The following is an 18069-nucleotide window of genomic DNA, read 5'->3' as shown; positions in this document are numbered from 1 at the left end:
TCATTTTTATTGTAATAAAACAATTTTAAAATTCTATGTAGCTAGTTTTAGCAGAAGCTTAACGCTTCTTCACATTTTTTACAATTCTACCTTAACTCTATATTGTTTTAAATCGTTTTGAAAATCTGGTGAAGAAAAATCTATATGATGAAATTCTTCATCTCTTTTTCTTTTTAATTGCGTACGTTTCATACTTTTCAAAAACCTTAAAACACTTTTTCTTCTAGATAAAATAAGTCCAGGTACTTTTAAACTATTTCCGTCTTTATCTTTTGCTACCATGGTGATGTAAGAAGAGTTACAATGTTTAACGTCTCCCGTCTGTATGTTTTCAGCCTCTACACGTATACCAATAACCATAGAACTGTTACCAACGTAATTTACAGATGCTTTCATAGTTACTAGTTCTCCAATTTCAATAGGCCTTAAAAAATCTACCGTATCTACACTAGCCGTTACACAATATTGCCCGCTATGCTTAGACGCACAAGCAAATGCAATTTGATCTAAAAGAGATAAAATATAACCTCCGTGAATTTTTCCGTTAAAATTAGAATGGGAGGGAAGCATTAGTTCAGATATGGTTACCTCAGACTCAGATACATGTTTAAATTCTTTACTCATAAATAATTTGTTATCATTTAGGCGCAACCCCAAAGGGTCGGGCTTTTCGTTATATCTTTTTTTGCCATTTATTAAAGCAAAAAAAGGATGCCACTACAATCCCTTGCGCTTAGAAAATATTTAAGATAATAATTTTAAAGAGATCTATTCTATTAAAAGATATTTATCTTCTAAAATGTGGAGATTGGGAGAGCTCTACATCTGTTACAAAATATTTAGTATCTCCCCAAAAAACAAAAGTACCATAGCGCTCTACATAAGTAAGTTTTACATACTCGCCTTGGTATTGCTTCATTTTTTCTATCACTTCTTCATCTTTATCAAGTACAGAAAAGCTAAAAATTTGAGCACCACTAATACCTTGACTTATTTGCCCTTCCCAAGTTTTTACCATTACTCCACGGCTACTAAATTTTATTAATTCTCCAGCACGTGTACCTTCACTATAGGGTACAAAATAAACAAAAGCGTAATAAGCCATTGCTATGGCAGCAATCCCTAATAAAACGTATGCTAATATTTTTTTCATAAATCTAATTCGTTTGTAGACTGCTCAATAAGTTTAGCATCTATTTGTTTACTGGCTTTAGCGCCAAGTTCTTTTAATTTTTCTACTCGTCTTACCAAATTACCTTTACCCGTAAGTTTTACCATAGCTTTATCGTAGCTATTTTGTACCGTACCAATTTGGTTTCCTACTTTTTTCAACTCTTCGGTTAAATTTACAAAAGAGTCATACAACGCACCTGCTTGTGTAGCAATTTCAATAGCATTTTGCTTTTGCTTTTCATTTTGCCACATACTATCTATGGTTTTTAAAACCGCTAATAAGGTGGTAGGAGTGACCAAAATAATATTTTTATCAAAAGCATCGCCATAAAGTTGCGGATATTCTTGAGAGGCTACCGCAAAAGCAGCTTCAATAGGTATAAATAACAGCACAAAATCTGGACTTTCCATATCATAAAGCTGATGATAGTTTTTCTTACTAAGCTCATCTACTCGGTTTTTTACAGCTATAAGATGATTTTTTAAATGAATTATTTTCTGTGCATCATCTACTTCATTTACATAACGCTCATAAGCATTTAAAGAAACCTTAGAGTCAATAATCATTTTTTTATTACCAGGTAGTTTTATCACCACATCTGGCATAACTCGTTTGCCTTCTTGAGTTACAAAATTTTGCTGCACAAAATATTCGCTATCTTTTTGTAGACCGCTACGCTCTAAAACTCTTTCTAAAACCATTTCTCCCCAGTTGCCTTGCATTTTAGTATCTCCTTTTAAGGCTTTGGTTAAATTAGTAGCTTCTTCACTAATTTTCAGGTTTTGTTCGTTTAAAAATTGTAACTGCTTACTTAATTCAGCATTAATTTTTACAGAATTTAGGCTGTTTCGTTCTACTTTTTCTTCAAAAACTTTAATTTTTTCTTGTAACGGATTTAAAATATGCTGTATATTCTCTTTATTCTGATTAGAGAATTTTTCTGAATTTTCATCAAATATTTTGTGGGCCAAATTTTCAAATTCTTTCTGAAATTTTTCTTGTAATTGTTGTACCTCTTCTTTTTGCTCGTTATTTCGTTGTTGTAAATTAGAAAACTCTACGTTTTTACGAGTCAATTCATCTTTAAAAAAGTCTTTTTCATTTCTAAGTGATTCTCGTTCTGTTTTTACTTCTTGCAAATTTTTTTCAGAATTTTCTAATTGAAGTTGATAATTTGAAACCTCACTTTCTAAGCTTTTCTGAATAGATTGCTGTTTTAGCTTTCCGAGACTTTTGCCCATAAAAATTCCTATAAAAAGCATTACCACAGCAATGACTCCTAAAATAATGTATTCAATCATAAAAGCCTTTTTTTCAAATTTACATAAAATTACTTCAGCAAATGAGAGATTTAATCTAACGAACTTATAGCTAGCTGGTCATTCCGTGCGTGACACGGAATCTCATACACGTTTTGAAATTGACAATTAGTATGCGATGCTGAATCAAGTTCAGCATGACGTTAGTTATAATAAAGCTTTACAAAACTCTAAAACTTTTGCTTGAAGCATCAAAAGCAACCAAATCTTTCGGGAAAAGTTCTTGAAGCAAGTTACTTTTAATCAGTTCTTCTGGCGTTTTTTGAATAATTTCTCCCTTATTTACCAATATAATTTGATCGCATAATTGTAACGCTAAATTAATTTCATGAGTAGCAAAAACTATTGCTTTTTCTGTTTGTCGGGTAAGTTTTTTTAGCAATTTAAAAACAAAAATTTTATGGTAAAGGTCTAGGTGAGTAGTAGGTTCATCTAAAAAAATAAGCGGTGTATTTTGGGCTATTGCTCTTGCCAATAACACTTTTTGTAATTGCCCGTCACTTAAATCGCTACACTTAGATAATGATTTCTCTTCAATTTCTAATAATTGTAGAGCTTTGTTAATCTCTAATTTATCGTTTTTAGAAAGTTGCCCTAACCAATTGGTATAAGGTTGCCTGCCTAAAGCTACTAACTCTTCTACATTCAAATTGTGAGAAAATTGCGTATCTGTTAGTACTACGCTAATAAAATGTGATAATTGAGCGGTATTTAACTCTGTAATATTTTTTTGTTGAAGATAAATTTCTCCTTTTTTAGGACTCAAATCACCTGTTAGTGTTTTTAATAAGGTAGATTTCCCAGAGCCGTTTACTCCAATTACTGCTATTAAATTTCCTGTATTTATTTCTACCGAAATATTTTTTGCAATCAATTTGTTAGCATAACCAATATCTAGTTGATGCGTTTTTAAAATTGATTTTATTTCAGTTTCTATATTCATTAATTTATTTCTGTTTTTAAAGAAAAGAAATTTAAAAGTACAACTTCTTTTTTCTTACTAAAAGCCAAATTACCACGGGAGCACCAATTAAAGAAGTAATCGCGTTAATTGGTAAAGTGGTGTTGCTGCCAGGTAATTGTGCAATACTATCACAGATCAGCATTAAAATTGCACCTCCTATAGCTACAGCAGGAAACAAAATTAAGTGGTTATTTTTAGTAATAATTTGTCTCGTTAGATGCGGTACTGCTAAGCCAATAAAAGCAATAGGTCCTGCAAAAGCGGTAATGCTTCCGGCTAATAAGCCAGTAGCTAAAATTACTAATAGGCGTGTTTTTTTAAGATTAGCACCTAAACTCACTGCATATTTTTCCCCCAACAAAAGTGAATTTAAATTTTTGATGCAGAAAATGGAAATGAGTATACCCAAACACCAGAAAATAAGTAAAATAAGTACTTCTTGCCAAGATAAATTACCTAAGCTGCCAAAAGACCAAAACACATATTGTTGTAAAGATTCTGCTGGACTAAAATAAGAAAGAATGCTAACAACAGCAGAAGTTAAACTGGCAAACATTAAACCAATAATTAGCAGCGTCATGGTATCTTTAACCCGAAAAGAGGTTGCTAAAACGGCTAATAAAACCAGTATGCTTCCTAAACTTGCAGCAATTACTAATGTCCATTTAGAAAAGAAAAAAGAAGAGATAACTCCTCCAAAAATAGAACCTCCTAATATAACCATAGCAACTCCCAAACTAGCGCCACTACTTAAACCCAATACATAAGGACCAGCTAACGGATTTCTAAACAATGTTTGCATTAAAAGTCCGCTTAAGGCTAAACCTGAGCCTACTAATATTGCTGTAATAGCTTTTGGTAAGCGGTATTCTAAAATAATATATCTCCAAGTTTCTTTCTCTACATCAGCATCTAGTAAACTTGCCATAATTTCTTTTAAAGGTATGTTTACAGAGCCTAAACTAATGTTTAAGATCATAAATAAGAGTAAAATAAGAACACCTAATAAAAGAAATATGGTATTTTTTTGCATTTAGCGAAGGTAAAAATTTTAGAAATCTTGTAGAATAGTAATTTTTACTTTTCATCTAACATTTTAAAAAATGTAGGTTGGTAGTTTTCTAAAAGTTCTGGATGAAAAGTTTTTATTAAATCTTTAAGCACTAAATCTGGACGTAGCGGTGCTAACTCATAATATAAAACTCCGCCTGTTTCTCCTGTTACTCCAGCAAAAGAATATATGTTTTTTTTCTGAAATGCTTTAAATTGTTGGTAATGCTCAGAGGTATTTAACATTTGCTCATAACTAATAAAACTTCCTGGAGCAATCCAGTAATCTGCATTTTGAGCTTTATCTAAAACACTTTCAAAAGAAGCAGAAATACTACCATTACCAGAAGTTTCTGCATATAAATATTCTGCTTGCGCATCTTTTATAAATTGTGCTTGCCAAGAATTACCATAAGGTAAATACCAAACATCTTTATACATAGAACCTGCAAGTACAGTAGGTTTAATTGTTACATTTTCTACTAATTTTTTGGCGGAAATATATTCTCTTTCAATTTTTTTAAAAATACTATCTGCTTGAGGTTGTTTATTGTAAAATGCACCAAAAAACTTAATCCATTCTGCTTTACCAAGTGGGTCTGTTTCTGTCCAATCTCCATTATAAACTACTGGTATTCCGCTTTTCTGTACTATTTCAAACGCTTTATTTCCACCTTCTACTGCAAAACCAATAACAACGTCTGGATTTAAATTTAAAAGTACTTCGGTGTTAATATGTTCATTTTCACCAATCTCTTCAATTTTTTCTTCAGCAATTAAAGCTCTTGTTTTTTTTGAGGAAATATAATTTAAGTTAGGGAAGCCTACCAGTGTATTTTCTTCTTGTAAAATCTCTAAAGCAGGAATATGCGTGGTAGAAGTAACTACAATTTGCTGAATAGGAACGGTAATTTTTTGATCGTATTTTAAAGTATCTGGTAGTGTTGCGTTTTTTTCTGCTAAAACATAAGTAAAGCCTTTTTCTGAATTAGGCCAAGGTGTATTTACTTTTACTATTTTAAAATTCTTGTAATTTGTAATGCTAAATCCTTCGGCATAAGTAATTTCTACTTTTTCAGCATTCGTTACCACAGTAGTTTGGGTGGTAGAGTTGTTTTTTTCTTCTTTACAGTTACATAAAAGAATACATAGAATAATAACTAAAAAATTCTTCATAAATATATTTAGGCTTTTAGGTTACAAAAGTAAGATTATTTCATTTTAAGATAGCAAATGCTAAAGAAATGTTTATTTTCGTCAAGAATTTGGTTGATTGTTGAAGATAGTTCAATAATCATTAAAAGGGAATTAGGTGATTCTTCTAGAAAAAACCTGAGCTGTTCCCGCAACTGTAAGCTTTGTCTGTAAAAAGATGCTTGTAGTAAAACTTCAAAATCCACTGTTTTAAAAACGGGAAGGAGCTACTACAAGACGCAAGCCAGGAGACCTGCCAATATTCATTTAATTAAAAAGCAGAGACTTTCGGGTAAAAGGTCTTAGGTGAATGAAACATTTTTTAAGCTACATTTTGTTATTAGGAGTAATTGCTTCTGCCTTTTCTCAAACAGATTCTATTACTGTTTTAGAAGAAGTTTTAGTGGTGCCTACAAAGTTGAAAGAATTTTCTAGCGGGCAAACTCTAACTACGTTATCAGATTCTTTATTGCTTCAAAATAAACCTTCTTTAACTTCGGTTTTAAATTATAATACGCCTATTTATTTTAAAGAAAATGGATTAGGGATGGTTTCTTCTCCATCTTTTAGAGGTACTACGGCTTCACAAACTGCGGTTTTGTGGAATGGTATCAATATTAATTCTCGCTTTAACGGACAAACAGATTTTAATACCATTAATACAGGAAGTTATGATGCTATAAATGTTCGTGGCGGTGGAGGAAGCGTAATTTATGGCACGGGAGCTATTGGTGGTACCGTACATTTAACTAATAATGTTGATTTTAAGAGGCAATTTAGCAATAAGTTATATTTAGGTTATGGTAGTTTTGATACTTATGATACTCGTTACCAGTTAAAAGCTGCTAATAAAAAGTGGAGTACAAGAGTTTCTTATAGTAGAAATCAATCGGAAAATGATTACGATTATTTAGAATCTGATAATTATAATAGAAATGGACAGTTTTATAATAATAGTTTAAATGCAGTAGTAGGTTTTAGAGCAAATAGTAGTAACACTTTTAAACTTTATAGTGAGTTGTTTGAAGGCGAACGCCATTTTTCATTAATCAGAGCTTCAGAAAACAAAACAAAATATCAAGACATCAACCTAAAAAATTTATTGGAGTGGGAGTATAGCAATCGTAAAATTACTTCTATTACCAGAGTTGCGTTTTTAAAAGAAGAATATAAATATTTCCCCAATATAGAAACAGATTCTTACACCTTTGGAGAAGCAAACACCTTGATTGGTAAGTACGATTTAAGCTATAACTTTTCAGAAAAAATTAAACTGAACACAATACTTTCGCACGAATATACCGATGGTAAAGGTTCGAGTATACCTAATAATTTCAGAAATATTTCTTCTGGAGCTTTATTATTAAAACACCAAGTTAATTCAAAATTAGCTTATGAAGCTGCCGCAAGAAAAGAGATTACACAAGATTATGAAAGTCCGTTTTTATTTAGTTTCGGAAGTGGTTATCGTTTTAATGATTATTACAAGTTGAAATTGAATGTTTCTAAAAATTTTAGAATACCAACTTATAACGATTTGTATTGGGCAACTGGCGGAAATCCAGATCTAGCAGCAGAAGAAGCACTACAATACGAATTAGGTAATGAGTTTACTTATAAAAATTTAAAGCTTACTCTAACAGGCTATTACAATGATATTGACAATATGATACGTTGGTTACCAAATAGCAGTGGTTACTGGTCTCCAAGTAATGTAGATGAAGTAGCAACCTACGGAGGAGAAGCTGTTTTAAATTGGAAAAAACAATTTAATAATCACCAAATAGCTATTAATAGTACTTATGCTTACACCGTTTCTAAAAATAAAGAAACTAAGAATCAATTAATTTATGTGCCTTACCACAAAGCAACAACTTCTGTGTATTATGCTTATCAAAAGTTTTTTGTAGAGACACAAGCTTTGTATAACGGAGAAGTTTTTACCAGATCAGACAATAACCCTATATACAATTTAAACGATTATTTTTTATGGAATGTAGGTTTAGGTTACCAATTTAAACCTCATTACACTATTGGCGGAAAAGTGAGAAATGTATTAAATACCGCTTATGAAAATGTAGAAAACCGGCAAATGCCCGGCACTAATTATACTATTTATTTAACCTTAAATTTTTAAAAATGAAACTTACCAAATTTTTAGCAGCAGCCTTTATAGGTTCAATTTTATTTACCTCTTGTAGTAGCGATGATGATTTTTCTGATCAGCCAGATGAGCCTCTTGGAAATTATGACAACGGAATTTTAGTATTGAACGAAGGCGGAACAGGAACTGTAACTTACATTAGTGAAGATTTACAAACTAGCGAACAAGCTATTTACCAAACAGTAAACGATGGTGACGATATTGGAGCTTATGCGCAATCTATCTTTTTTGATGACGATTTAGCCTATATTATCTCTAACGGATCTAATTTAATTACGGTAGTAAATCGTTACACTTTTGAACTTGTAGGGAAAGTTGATAGTGGTTTAGAAGTACCTCGTTATGGAGTAGTAGAAAACGGAAAAGCTTACGTGACTAACCAAGGAGATTTGACTGATGGAGGAGTAGATGATTTCTTGACAATTATCGATTTAGAAACATTAGAAGTTGAACAAACTATACCTATGGGGGCTCAAGACGAAGCCTTAGAATATATTAAGGAAGAAGGTGGATTACTATATATCCAAAAAGCTTCTTATGACACAGGGAATAAAATTGCTGTTTTTAATCCAACTACTAATACTGTTGATAATACTATTGAAACTTATACCTATACCGGAACTTTATATGGAGCCCCAAAGGATTTTGGTTTAAATTCGTTTGAAATAGAAGATGGCTTTATTTATAGTTTAAGTGGTAGCTATCTTGAAAAATTCAATTTAAATACGTTAGAACTAGAAAGTAGTATTTCTTTAGATTACGAAGGTGGAGATGCTTATAATATAGATATTGAAGACGATCAAATTTACTTTACGGTAGCTAATTCTGTTTATACGATGAGTATAAATGCTGATGCAGCTCCAGAAGATGCTTTATTAACTTACAATACAAATTCTGCTTGGGGCGTTATGTATGGTTTTGAAGTAGAAGATGATAGAATTTATGTAGCAGATGGTGGAGATTTTGTTTCAGATAGTTTTGTAGAAGTTTACGATTTAGAAGGAAATCTTTTAAGCAATATTACTGTTGGAGTAGGGCCAAATGGTTTTTATTTTAATGACTAAAAGCTAAATCAATATTAGTTTTTTAGATATAAAAAAAGTCCCAATCGAAAGATTGGGACTTTTTTGTTTGAAAATAAGATGATTATTAATAAACCATAAATTATTCAGCAGTGTTTATATACATTCTTTGGTAATTAAGTGCATTCATATCACTTTCTCCAATTTCTTTAAATTCTAAATCACTTTTGTTGTTGTCTACAGTAAATCTACCTAAACTAACATCGTTTAAAGCAGCAGCAAGTAACGGTTCGTTTACATCACCTAAAACTCCTAAATTAGCATAATCTTCTTCTACAATAATACTTGGCGTTATTCCATCTACATAATCTGTATAACCATTAGCATTCACCGTTTTTAAAATTAAAGGTTGCATAGCATATTTGTGATTTATACTAGCATCAGAACGAGAAAAATCTGCAGAATCATATAAAGTAACAGAACCTTGAAATTTCCCTGTGGTGGTGGTACCTATTTGCACTACTTCAATATAAGGTAATAAAGAGCTAATAATTAATTCACTTGCAGAAGCGGTACTACCTGTAGTTAAAATATAAACTTTGTTTAAGTTTAAACTATTAATGGTAGCTCCTGTACTTACTTCATTATTGAACAAACGTTCTACATCATCAAAATTTTCATTATAAACTTGAGTAGTAAAAAGTTCTCCATTAAACTGGCCAGTAACCATGCTTGCTAAATCATTACTAGTTTCAATACTACCACCGCCATTATAACGTAAGTCTATTACTAAATCTGTAATACCTTCTCCTTTAAAATTTGCAAAAGCATTATTAAGTGTGTTATCAAAATTATTATTAAATGCATTGTACATTAAGTATCCTACATTTTTATCTGCTAGCTCAATGGTTTTGGCAATGTAAACAGGGTCTTCTGTGTATTCACTTTTGGTAAGAGAGATAGTTTCATCTAACTCTGTAAGCGTGCTATTTTCAAAACTAGCAAGACCTATAGTATATGTGGTGCTAGCTAACAAGCTAGAGTAATTTTCTGTAGTGATGGCAGTACCATCAATGCGGTTAAAAATCATACCTCTTTCTACACCTTTATCTTCTGCATCTGTATTTGGTAGTACATAGCGTACATATCCAAAAACTTCTCCTGTGCTTTGTAGTTGTACAAGACCATATTCCATTCCATTACTTTTAGAAGTTCCTGCAAGCGCATCTTCTAAAACTGTATAATCTGAAACAATAAAACTAAATCTATCTTGAGAAGACATTAGCGCATCAAATAAATCTTCCGGATTTGCATAGTTATCTAAAAAATTATCTAACTCTGCTTGAGAAGCATAATTAGTTTCATCTAACGCAGAAATATCTTCTTTATACAGATAAAAAATGTTTAATCCTCTCCATACAAAATCTTGAATTTCTAGGGTAGAGGCTGGTTGTATTTCATCATCTTGATCGCTAAAACAAGAAGTAAGGCTAGAAGTTGCTATTACTAAAATTAGTAAGTAAGCTAATTTATTTTTCATCATTTCATATAATTGTAAGTGTCTAAAATAACGACAAAATTATAATTTAGAAATTTATTGTAACAAAATTTAAACAAGTTCGTCACCATAGTGTAGAGCATAACCAAGAAGAAATGAACCAAAAAGAGTTTTTAGTTTTTGTAGAACCTATTAAAGATAAGATGTATAGATTGTCTCTACGCTTATTAGTTTCTAAAGAAGCAGCTCAAGATGCGGTTCAAGAAGTTTTTGTAAAGCTTTGGAGTAAACGAGATAATTTAAAAAATTATAATAATGCTCATGCATTTGCTATGACAGTAACTAAAAACCACTGTTTAGATCAGTTAAAACTGAAGAATAACAATAATCTTAGAATTGTACATAGTAATTATGAAGATGAAAACAAATCACTTCAAAAACATCTAGAAGCAAAAAATGAGTTAGAAATTGTTGCAGAAATTATTAAACAATTATCTGAGCAAGAACAAACCTTAATTCAACTTAGAGATGTAGAGCAATTAGATTATGAAGAGATTATAGAAATTACAGGAATGAAGCCAACCGCTATACGTGTTGCTTTGTCTCGAGCAAGAAAAAAAATTAGAAAAGAAATATTAAAAAAACACCGCTATGGAACTGTCTAATATTAAAACCCTACTAGATAAATATGTAGAGGCAGAAACTAGTTTAGCTGAAGAAAAAGAATTAGAAGCTTATTTTTTATCGGGAAATGTAGCTCCTGAGTTAGAAGAGTATATGCCTTTATTTAATTTTTATGAAAGCGAACGCAGTATTTATGCTTCAGAAAAGATAGAATTTAAAATGCCTTTTGAAGAGAAAGAAACTAAAAACTTCTCTTTTTATAAATGGTCTGGCATTGCAGCTAGTGTTGCTATTATTTGTACCGTATTTTGGTTTGCACAAAGTGAGCAACGTATAGATACTCCAACAAATTCTATTAATCATGAACTTGCTATGCAAAACACGCAAGATTTATTATTAATGATGACAGATGCTGTTTCTAATAGTAAAAAACAGTTAAACTATTTAAAAGAAATCAATCAAACTAAAAATCAATTTTTAAAAAAATAATACCATGAAAAAATTAATTGTATTAATAGCCTTAGTCTTATTTCCTGTATTAACTCAAGCACAATCTTTTAGCAAATATGCAGATATGAAAGGAGTAAGCTCTATGGTAATGACTAGTGAAATGTTTAAGCTTCTAGCAGATATAGATTTTGAAAGTGAAGATGAAGAAGTAAAACGTTACATTAAACTTATAGAAAACTTAAATGATATTAAAGTATTAACTACAGAAGATGCTTCAATATCGGCAAAAATGCAAGCAGATGTAAAAACCTATTTAACCTCGGCTTCTATGAATGAGCTAATGAGTTTTAAAGACGATGGTAAAGAAGTTAAATTTTACTCTAAACCTGGTAGTGCAAAAGGTGCCGTAAGTCAATTGTTTATGTTCATGAAAGGTATGGAAGACGGTAAACCAATTACTGTAATAATGTCTATCACCGGAGATATAGACTTAAAAGAAGTATCTAAACTAGCACAAGATTTAAAAGTACCAGGAGCAGAACAATTAGAAAAAGTTAACGAAAAATAATAATTGCTATGAAAAAGATAAATAAAATTTTATTACTGCTAGTTGCTGTTTTTGCCATAGCTTGTAATAGTGAACCTACGTTACAAAAATATTACGTAGAACACCAAAACGATGATAATTTTGTACTTATAGATGTACCTTCTAGTTTGTTTATTGGTGACAACTCTGCCGTTTCTGAAGAAGATAAAAAAGTGATAGCTTCTATTAGAAAAGCTAATGTTTTAGCACTACCAATTAATGAAACTAACCAACAGTTTTTTACTCAAGAAAAAGCTGTTATGGAAACCATTTTGAAAGATGAAAAATACAAAGTATTAATGAGTTTTGGTAGCTCTAATAGAAATGTAAAAGTAATGTATCTTGGAGAAGAGAAAGCAATAGACGAAGTTATTGTTTACGCAAGTGATGATACCAAAGGCTTTGCCGTAGCTAGATTATTAGGAGATAATATGAATTTCTCTGCAATTATAAAATTAATGAAATCTGCTACCAATGGAGACTTAGATTTAAATTTAGGTGTTTTTCAAAATTTTGGTAGTGAAATCAAAAAAAAATCAGGAAACACGAATAAAAAAGATACTATTTCTATCGAGGTAAATGATAGTTTAAAAGTAAAAATTTAAAAGTTAAAAAAGATAATTTAAAGCGAGCTAAATTTTTGGCTCGCTTTTTTTTTAGTCTTAACTTTAACTCAAAACCAATAACAATGAAATTTTTTATAAATGATGCTCATCACGTAGTAGATGAGGGATTAGAAGGGTTATTAACCGACCCAAGCCTAACTAAATTAGATAATTTTCCAGAAGTACGCGTTATTCTTCGTAAAGAAATAGATAAGAATAAAGTATCTATTATCTCTGGTGGGGGTTCTGGTCATGAGCCTGCACATGCTGGTTTTGTCGGTAAAGGTATGCTTACAGCTGCAGTATGCGGAGATATTTTTGCTTCTCCCTCTGTAGATGCAGTTTTATCTGCTATCGTAGCTACAACAGGAGAAAAAGGATGTCTTTTGATAATTAAAAACTATACGGGAGACAGACTTAATTTTGGACTTGCAGCAGAGCAAGCTAGAGAAATGGGCTATAAAGTCGAAACCGTTATAGTTGGTGATGATATAGCTTTAGGGCTAGATGTACAACAACGAGGTTTAGCAGGTACTTTATTTGTTCACAAAACAGCGGGTTATTTAGCAGAAGAAGGTAAAGATTTAGAAGAGGTAACTAAAGCAGCAAAAAAAGTAGCTACTCAAACTTATTCTATAGGTCTTTCATTAGTAGAAGGTCAAAAATTTCAAAACACAGAAGAGTCTCGTTTAAGCCAATCTGAAGCCGAATTAGGTTTAGGTATTCACGGAGAACCTGGTGTAGAGACTATTGCTATGGATAGTGCTGAGGTTTTAATGAAAAAAGCCATAGATAAATTAAAAGAGTATTTACCTTCTGAAGAAAAAGAGTACGCTTTACTACTTAATAACTTAGGAAGCGTAACTCCTATAGAAATGAGTATATTATTATATGAATTTCAAAAATCAGATCTTGCTAAAAAAGTGAGATTAGTAGTAGGGCCTGCTCACTTAATGACTTCTTTAAATATGAATGGCTTTTCTATTTCTATTTTAGAATTAGATGAAGAAATTAAAACAGCATTAACAGCTCCTGCAGCTCCATTTGCATGGTTTATAAGAGAGTTTGGAGAAATTAGTGAGGTAGAAAGTCCAAAACTAATAGAAACCATGCCTTTTAAACCTTCTAAAGAAGAAAAGACAGAAAAAGCTTTGCTTGCAATCACAGAAAAGCTAATAGGTTTAGAAAAAGAATTAAACGCTATAGATGAAAAGGTAGGAGATGGTGATGCAGGTTCTACATTTGCAGCTGGTAGTCAAAAACTAAAAGAAGTTCACGATAAATTACCATTTGCTAATCCATCAGAATTATTAATTACTATTGGAAGAATTTTAGCAAGAGAAACAGGTGGTTCTAGTGGAGTTTTATTATCTATCATGTTTACCAGAGCAGGTAATGCATACAAAGAAGAAGCGCATTTAGGTAAAGCGTTAGACGCTGGTTTACAAAAAATGAAAGAATTTGGAGGAGCCTCAGAAGGGCAACGTACAATGATAGACGCTTTTCAACCAGCATTTACAGCATTAGCTAATGGCGAAAGTTTAGAAGAAGCAGCTAAAAAGGCTAGGGAGGGCGCAGATAAAACAAGAGAAATTACCAATACAGATTTTGGTAGATCATCTTATTTATCTGAAAAATCTTTAAAAGGAATTCCAGATCCAGGTGCAGAAGCAGTAGCTAGAGTTTTTGAGGTATTAGTAAATTTATAAAATTAGAAGTTTTGTAATAGCAAAAGCCACTGGAGTTCAGTGGCTTTTACTATTTTAAAGTATATTTTAACAATCACTCAAACTAACTTTTACAGCTAAACCACCTTCTGAGGTTTCTTTGTACTTTGCATTCATATCTTTTGCCGTATCCCACATAGTTTCAATCACTTTATCTAAAGGTACCTTTGCTTTGGTAGCATCTGTTTCTAAAGCAATTTCTGCAGCATTAATAGCTTTTATGGCTCCCATGGCATTTCTTTCAATACAAGGTATTTGTACCAAACCGCCAATTGGGTCACAAGTTAACCCTAAGTGATGCTCCATTGCAATTTCACTAGCCATTAAAACTTGCTCAGGCGTACCACCTAATAACTCTGTAAGTGCTCCTGCAGCCATGGCAGAAGAAACGCCAATTTCTGCTTGGCAACCACCCATTGCAGCAGAAATAGTAGCCCCTTTTTTAAATAAACTACCTATTTCTCCAGCCACTAATAAAAATTGTTTTACGTGTTCAAAACTGGCTTGGTGGTTCTCTATGGTCATATAATACATAAGCACAGCAGGTACCGTACCAGCGCTTCCGTTGGTTGGAGCAGTAACTACTCTACCAAGAGAGGCATTAACCTCATTAACACTTAAAGCATAACAGCTTACCCACTTAAGTATTTGTCTAAATTTCACCTCTGTATCTCTAATACCTTCTAACCACTCTTGTGGATTACTGTATTTTACTTCTCCAATCAGTCGTTGATGCATATCAAAAGCTCTACGCTGTACATTTAAACCACCAGGCAAAACACCTTCAGTATGGCAACCTGTATACATAGATTCTAGCATTACTCGCCAGATATCTTTTAAGCTATTATCTATTTGTTCTTTTGTACGTAGAGATTTTTCGTTTTCTAATACAATTTCAGAGATTTTTTTCTCTTCAGATTTACAATAGGCTAGTAGTTCTGTTGCTTTTTCTATTGGAAATGGAAAATGCTCAAAATTTTCAATTTTTTTCTTAGCATTTTTTCTTTCTTTTTTCACTACAAAGCCGCCACCAATAGAGTAGAAGCTGGAGCTTGTTTTTTTGCCATTACTTAATTTGGCAGAAAACTTTATTCCGTTAGGGTGAAATTCTAAAAACTTTTTGTTGAAGATTACTTGTGTAGAAGGATCAAAATTTATTTCTAACTCTCTATTTAAAAGTAATTTTTTTTCTTCTTTAATTGAATTGATTAACGGATCTAATTCAGCTAAATCCATAGTTACAGGATCATAGCCAGAAAGTCCCAATATAGAGGCAATATCTGTAGCGTGTCCCTTACCTGTTAACGATAGAGAACCATATAAATCTACTTTTACTTCTGTTATTAATTTAAAGTAATCTTTCTTTTTAAGTTCTGCAATCCATCGTTGTCCAGCACGCCAAGGACCCAAGGTGTGAGAACTTGAAGGGCCAACCCCAATTTTAAGCATATCGAATACGCTTATGCATTCAATTTTTTTCATAAAAGAGACTTTTTTAATCTAATTCAATTAATCGCAAATATGACAGAAATTATTGAGCTAACATTAATATGAAGTGAAAATTTTGATTAAATCTTAGTGAAATGTTCTTTTCATTTATAATTAATCATTTTCAACTTATTATTTGTAGAAGTAGATTATATATGTGTGTCAATAATTTCAGTATAATCTATTTAAAATGACAACCTGTCATAATTTTTTTGGTGGCACAAAGATTGACTATTTGTAACCGAGTTTAAAATTTGAAAAAAAACAAAAAATATAATTATGAGTAAAATAATTGGTATAGACTTAGGGACTACCAACTCTTGTGTTTCTGTAATGGAAGGTAATGAGCCAACCGTAGTACCTAACGCTGAAGGTAAAAGAACAACTCCATCTGTAATTGCTTTTGTAGAAGGTGGTGAAATTAAAGTTGGTGATCCTGCAAAACGTCAAGCAGTTACCAATCCAACAAAAACTATCGCTTCTATAAAAAGATTTATGGGTAATAAGTACTCAGAGTCATCTAAAGAAGCAGGTAGAGTTGCTTATAACGTTGTTAAAGGAGATAACGATACCCCTAGAGTAGATATTGATGGTCGTTTATACACACCACAAGAATTATCTGCAATGATTCTTCAAAAAATGAAGAAAACAGCAGAAGACTATTTAGGTCAAGATGTAACAGAAGCAGTAATTACTGTTCCTGCTTATTTTAATGATTCTCAACGTCAAGCTACAAAAGAAGCTGGAGAGATTGCAGGTCTTAAAGTAAGAAGAATTATTAACGAGCCAACTGCTGCGGCATTAGCTTACGGTTTAGATAAAAAAGGTCAAGATCAAAAAATTGTTGTTTTTGATTTTGGTGGTGGTACGCATGATGTTTCTATCTTAGAATTAGGAGACGGAGTTTTTGAAGTACTAGCTACAGATGGAGATACTCACTTAGGTGGTGATGATGTAGATCAAGCTGTAATAGATTGGTTAGCGCAAGAGTTTATTAACGATGAAGATATAGATTTACGTAAAGACCCAATGGCTCTTCAACGTTTAAAAGAAGCTGCTGAAAAAGCGAAGATTGAATTATCTTCTTCTACTTCAACAGAAATTAACTTACCATACATCACTGCAACAGCTAGTGGACCAAAACACTTGGTAAGATCTCTTTCTAGATCTAAATTTGAGCAATTAATTAGTGATTTAGTAAAAAGAACAATAGCTCCTTGTGAGAAAGCATTAAAATCTGCTGGTCTTTCTAAGAGTGATATTGATGAAATTATTTTAGTAGGTGGTTCTACACGTATTCCTGCTGTACAAGAAGCAGTAGAGAGTTTCTTTGGTAAAAAACCAAGTAAAGGTGTAAACCCAGATGAGGTAGTATCTGTTGGTGCTGCAATACAAGGTGGTGTATTAACAGGAGATGTAAAAGATGTACTTTTATTAGATGTAACTCCACTTTCTTTAGGTATAGAAACTATGGGTGGTGTAAATACTAGATTAATAGAATCTAACACAACTATCCCAACAAAGAAGTCTCAAGTATTTTCAACAGCGGCAGACAATCAGCCATCTGTAGAAATTCACGTACTTCAAGGAGAGCGCCCAATGGCTGCAGATAATAAAACTATTGGTAGATTTCACTTAGATGGTATCCCGCCAGCACAAAGAGGTACTCCACAAATTGAAGTAACTTTTGATATTGATGCTAACGGTATTATTAAAGTAAGTGCTACAGATAAAGCTACAGGAAAATCTCAAGATATTCGTATAGAAGCTTCTTCAGGATTAACAGAAGAAGAAATTGAGAAAATGAAGCAAGAAGCTGAAGCAAACGCAGAAGCAGATAAGCAAGCTAAAGAAAAAGTGGAAAAGCTAAATGAAGCAGATACCATGATTTTTCAAACAGAAAAGCAACTAAAAGAATTTGGTGATAAGCTTTCTGATGATAAGAAAAAACCAGTTGAAGATGCTTTAGAAGAATTGAAAAAAGCATACGAAACTAAAGAGCTTGAACAAATTACTCCTGCTTTAGACAAATTGAATGAAACTTGGAAATCTGTTTCTGAAGAAATGTACAAAGCTCAAGCTGAAGCACAACAGGCTGGAGGAGCTCAAGGTGGAGCAGAACAAGGTTCTACTGGAGGTCAAGCCCAAGGTGAAGATGAGAATATTGATGATGTAGATTACGAAGAAGTTAAATAAACTTCTCT

At 32.1% G+C, this 18069-nt stretch carries 16 protein-coding genes and 1 riboswitch; of the genes, 8 read left to right on the top strand and 8 right to left on the bottom strand.

Features of this window, described 5'->3' with window-relative positions:
- Positions 1-78: 78 nt before the first annotated feature.
- From BUC03_RS03640 to BUC03_RS03615, 6 genes are all read right to left on the bottom strand, one after another.
- Positions 79-624, bottom strand: a complete 546-nt coding sequence (locus BUC03_RS03640; RefSeq protein ID WP_073148357.1) for an acyl-CoA thioesterase — start codon at positions 622-624, stop codon at positions 79-81.
- A 163-nt stretch (positions 625-787) separates the two neighbouring features.
- Positions 788-1153: a 6-phosphogluconate dehydrogenase gene (locus BUC03_RS03635; RefSeq protein WP_073148355.1), complete on the bottom strand. Its 366-nt coding sequence runs from the start codon at positions 1151-1153 to the stop codon at positions 788-790.
- Entirely contained in the window at positions 1150-2475 is a 1326-nt protein-coding gene (gene rmuC, locus BUC03_RS03630; protein WP_073148353.1) for a DNA recombination protein RmuC, read from the bottom strand. The genes BUC03_RS03635 and rmuC overlap by 4 nt, the downstream gene beginning before the upstream one ends.
- A 178-nt stretch (positions 2476-2653) precedes the next feature.
- Positions 2654-3436 carry an ABC transporter ATP-binding protein gene (locus BUC03_RS03625; RefSeq protein ID WP_073148351.1) on the bottom strand — a complete coding sequence of 261 codons (783 nt, stop codon included), beginning with the start codon at positions 3434-3436 and terminating at the stop codon, positions 2654-2656.
- A gap of 31 nt (positions 3437-3467) precedes the next feature.
- A complete protein-coding gene (locus BUC03_RS03620) occupies positions 3468-4490 on the bottom strand; it encodes a FecCD family ABC transporter permease (protein WP_073148349.1) in 1023 nt (340 codons plus the stop codon).
- Positions 4491-4534: 44 nt separating this feature from the next.
- A complete protein-coding gene (locus BUC03_RS03615; RefSeq protein WP_073148347.1) occupies positions 4535-5683 on the bottom strand; it encodes an ABC transporter substrate-binding protein in 1149 nt (382 codons plus the stop codon).
- Positions 5684-5756: 73 nt separating this feature from the next.
- Positions 5757-5976, top strand: a riboswitch (cobalamin riboswitch).
- Between the two features lie 35 nt (positions 5977-6011).
- Here BUC03_RS03615 and BUC03_RS03610 point away from each other — a divergent pair.
- Together BUC03_RS03610 and BUC03_RS03605 are read left to right on the top strand one after the other, a co-directional pair.
- Entirely contained in the window at positions 6012-7838 is a 1827-nt protein-coding gene (locus BUC03_RS03610; protein WP_073148345.1) for a TonB-dependent receptor plug domain-containing protein, read from the top strand.
- 2 nt (positions 7839-7840) lie between these two features.
- Positions 7841-8929 carry a YncE family protein gene (locus tag BUC03_RS03605; protein WP_073148343.1) on the top strand — a complete coding sequence of 363 codons (1089 nt, stop codon included), beginning with the start codon at positions 7841-7843 and terminating at the stop codon, positions 8927-8929.
- Positions 8930-9029: 100 nt separating this feature from the next.
- Here BUC03_RS03605 and BUC03_RS03600 read toward each other — a convergent pair whose 3' ends face one another.
- Complete coding sequence (locus BUC03_RS03600; protein ID WP_143159130.1) at positions 9030-10430, bottom strand: S41 family peptidase; 1401 nt, start codon at positions 10428-10430, stop codon at positions 9030-9032.
- A 110-nt stretch (positions 10431-10540) separates the two neighbouring features.
- Between BUC03_RS03600 and BUC03_RS03595 the strand changes: the two genes are divergently transcribed.
- The 5 genes from BUC03_RS03595 (at position 10541) to BUC03_RS03575 (ending at position 14359) form a co-directional block, all read left to right on the top strand.
- Entirely contained in the window at positions 10541-11050 is a 510-nt protein-coding gene (locus tag BUC03_RS03595) for an RNA polymerase sigma factor (protein ID WP_073148339.1), read from the top strand.
- Complete coding sequence (locus BUC03_RS03590; RefSeq protein ID WP_073148337.1) at positions 11037-11498, top strand: hypothetical protein; 462 nt, start codon at positions 11037-11039, stop codon at positions 11496-11498. The genes BUC03_RS03595 and BUC03_RS03590 overlap by 14 nt, the downstream gene beginning before the upstream one ends.
- Positions 11499-11502: 4 nt before the next feature.
- The gene (locus BUC03_RS03585) at positions 11503-12027 is read left to right on the top strand and encodes a DUF4252 domain-containing protein (RefSeq protein WP_073148335.1); all 525 of its coding nucleotides are present in this window, start codon (positions 11503-11505) and stop codon (positions 12025-12027) included.
- A gap of 8 nt (positions 12028-12035) precedes the next feature.
- Positions 12036-12650 carry a DUF4252 domain-containing protein gene (locus BUC03_RS03580; protein WP_073148333.1) on the top strand — a complete coding sequence of 205 codons (615 nt, stop codon included), beginning with the start codon at positions 12036-12038 and terminating at the stop codon, positions 12648-12650.
- Between the two features lie 83 nt (positions 12651-12733).
- Positions 12734-14359 (top strand): dihydroxyacetone kinase subunit DhaK, encoded by a 1626-nt coding sequence (locus tag BUC03_RS03575; RefSeq protein WP_073148331.1) that lies wholly within the window; start codon positions 12734-12736, stop codon positions 14357-14359.
- A 66-nt stretch (positions 14360-14425) separates the two neighbouring features.
- Here the strand turns inward: BUC03_RS03575 and BUC03_RS03570 are convergent, their stop codons facing one another.
- Positions 14426-15859 (bottom strand): L-serine ammonia-lyase, encoded by a 1434-nt coding sequence (locus BUC03_RS03570; RefSeq protein WP_073148329.1) that lies wholly within the window; start codon positions 15857-15859, stop codon positions 14426-14428.
- Positions 15860-16144: 285 nt separating this feature from the next.
- Between BUC03_RS03570 and dnaK the strand changes: the two genes are divergently transcribed.
- Complete coding sequence (dnaK, locus tag BUC03_RS03565; RefSeq protein ID WP_073148327.1) at positions 16145-18061, top strand: molecular chaperone DnaK; 1917 nt, start codon at positions 16145-16147, stop codon at positions 18059-18061.
- The last annotated feature ends 8 nt before the right edge of the window (positions 18062-18069 follow it).

Origin of the sequence: Mesonia phycicola (genome assembly GCF_900141885.1) — a bacterium.
GTDB lineage: Bacteria > Bacteroidota > Bacteroidia > Flavobacteriales > Flavobacteriaceae > Mesonia > Mesonia phycicola.
This window is presented reverse-complemented; position numbering and strand designations above follow the sequence as displayed.

Coding starts and splice junctions, on each gene's coding strand:
- BUC03_RS03640 (WP_073148357.1), bottom strand. CDS start 624: ATGAGTAAAGAATTTAAACATGTATCTGAGTCTGAGGTAACCATATCT.
- BUC03_RS03635 (WP_073148355.1), bottom strand. CDS start 1,153: ATGAAAAAAATATTAGCATACGTTTTATTAGGGATTGCTGCCATAGCA.
- rmuC (WP_073148353.1), bottom strand. CDS start 2,475: ATGATTGAATACATTATTTTAGGAGTCATTGCTGTGGTAATGCTTTTT.
- BUC03_RS03625 (WP_073148351.1), bottom strand. CDS start 3,436: ATGAATATAGAAACTGAAATAAAATCAATTTTAAAAACGCATCAACTA.
- BUC03_RS03620 (WP_073148349.1), bottom strand. CDS start 4,490: ATGCAAAAAAATACCATATTTCTTTTATTAGGTGTTCTTATTTTACTC.
- BUC03_RS03615 (WP_073148347.1), bottom strand. CDS start 5,683: ATGAAGAATTTTTTAGTTATTATTCTATGTATTCTTTTATGTAACTGT.
- BUC03_RS03610 (WP_073148345.1), top strand. CDS start 6,012: ATGAAACATTTTTTAAGCTACATTTTGTTATTAGGAGTAATTGCTTCT.
- BUC03_RS03605 (WP_073148343.1), top strand. CDS start 7,841: ATGAAACTTACCAAATTTTTAGCAGCAGCCTTTATAGGTTCAATTTTA.
- BUC03_RS03600 (WP_143159130.1), bottom strand. CDS start 10,430: ATGATGAAAAATAAATTAGCTTACTTACTAATTTTAGTAATAGCAACT.
- BUC03_RS03595 (WP_073148339.1), top strand. CDS start 10,541: ATGAACCAAAAAGAGTTTTTAGTTTTTGTAGAACCTATTAAAGATAAG.
- BUC03_RS03590 (WP_073148337.1), top strand. CDS start 11,037: ATGGAACTGTCTAATATTAAAACCCTACTAGATAAATATGTAGAGGCA.
- BUC03_RS03585 (WP_073148335.1), top strand. CDS start 11,503: ATGAAAAAATTAATTGTATTAATAGCCTTAGTCTTATTTCCTGTATTA.
- BUC03_RS03580 (WP_073148333.1), top strand. CDS start 12,036: ATGAAAAAGATAAATAAAATTTTATTACTGCTAGTTGCTGTTTTTGCC.
- BUC03_RS03575 (WP_073148331.1), top strand. CDS start 12,734: ATGAAATTTTTTATAAATGATGCTCATCACGTAGTAGATGAGGGATTA.
- BUC03_RS03570 (WP_073148329.1), bottom strand. CDS start 15,859: ATGAAAAAAATTGAATGCATAAGCGTATTCGATATGCTTAAAATTGGG.
- dnaK (WP_073148327.1), top strand. CDS start 16,145: ATGAGTAAAATAATTGGTATAGACTTAGGGACTACCAACTCTTGTGTT.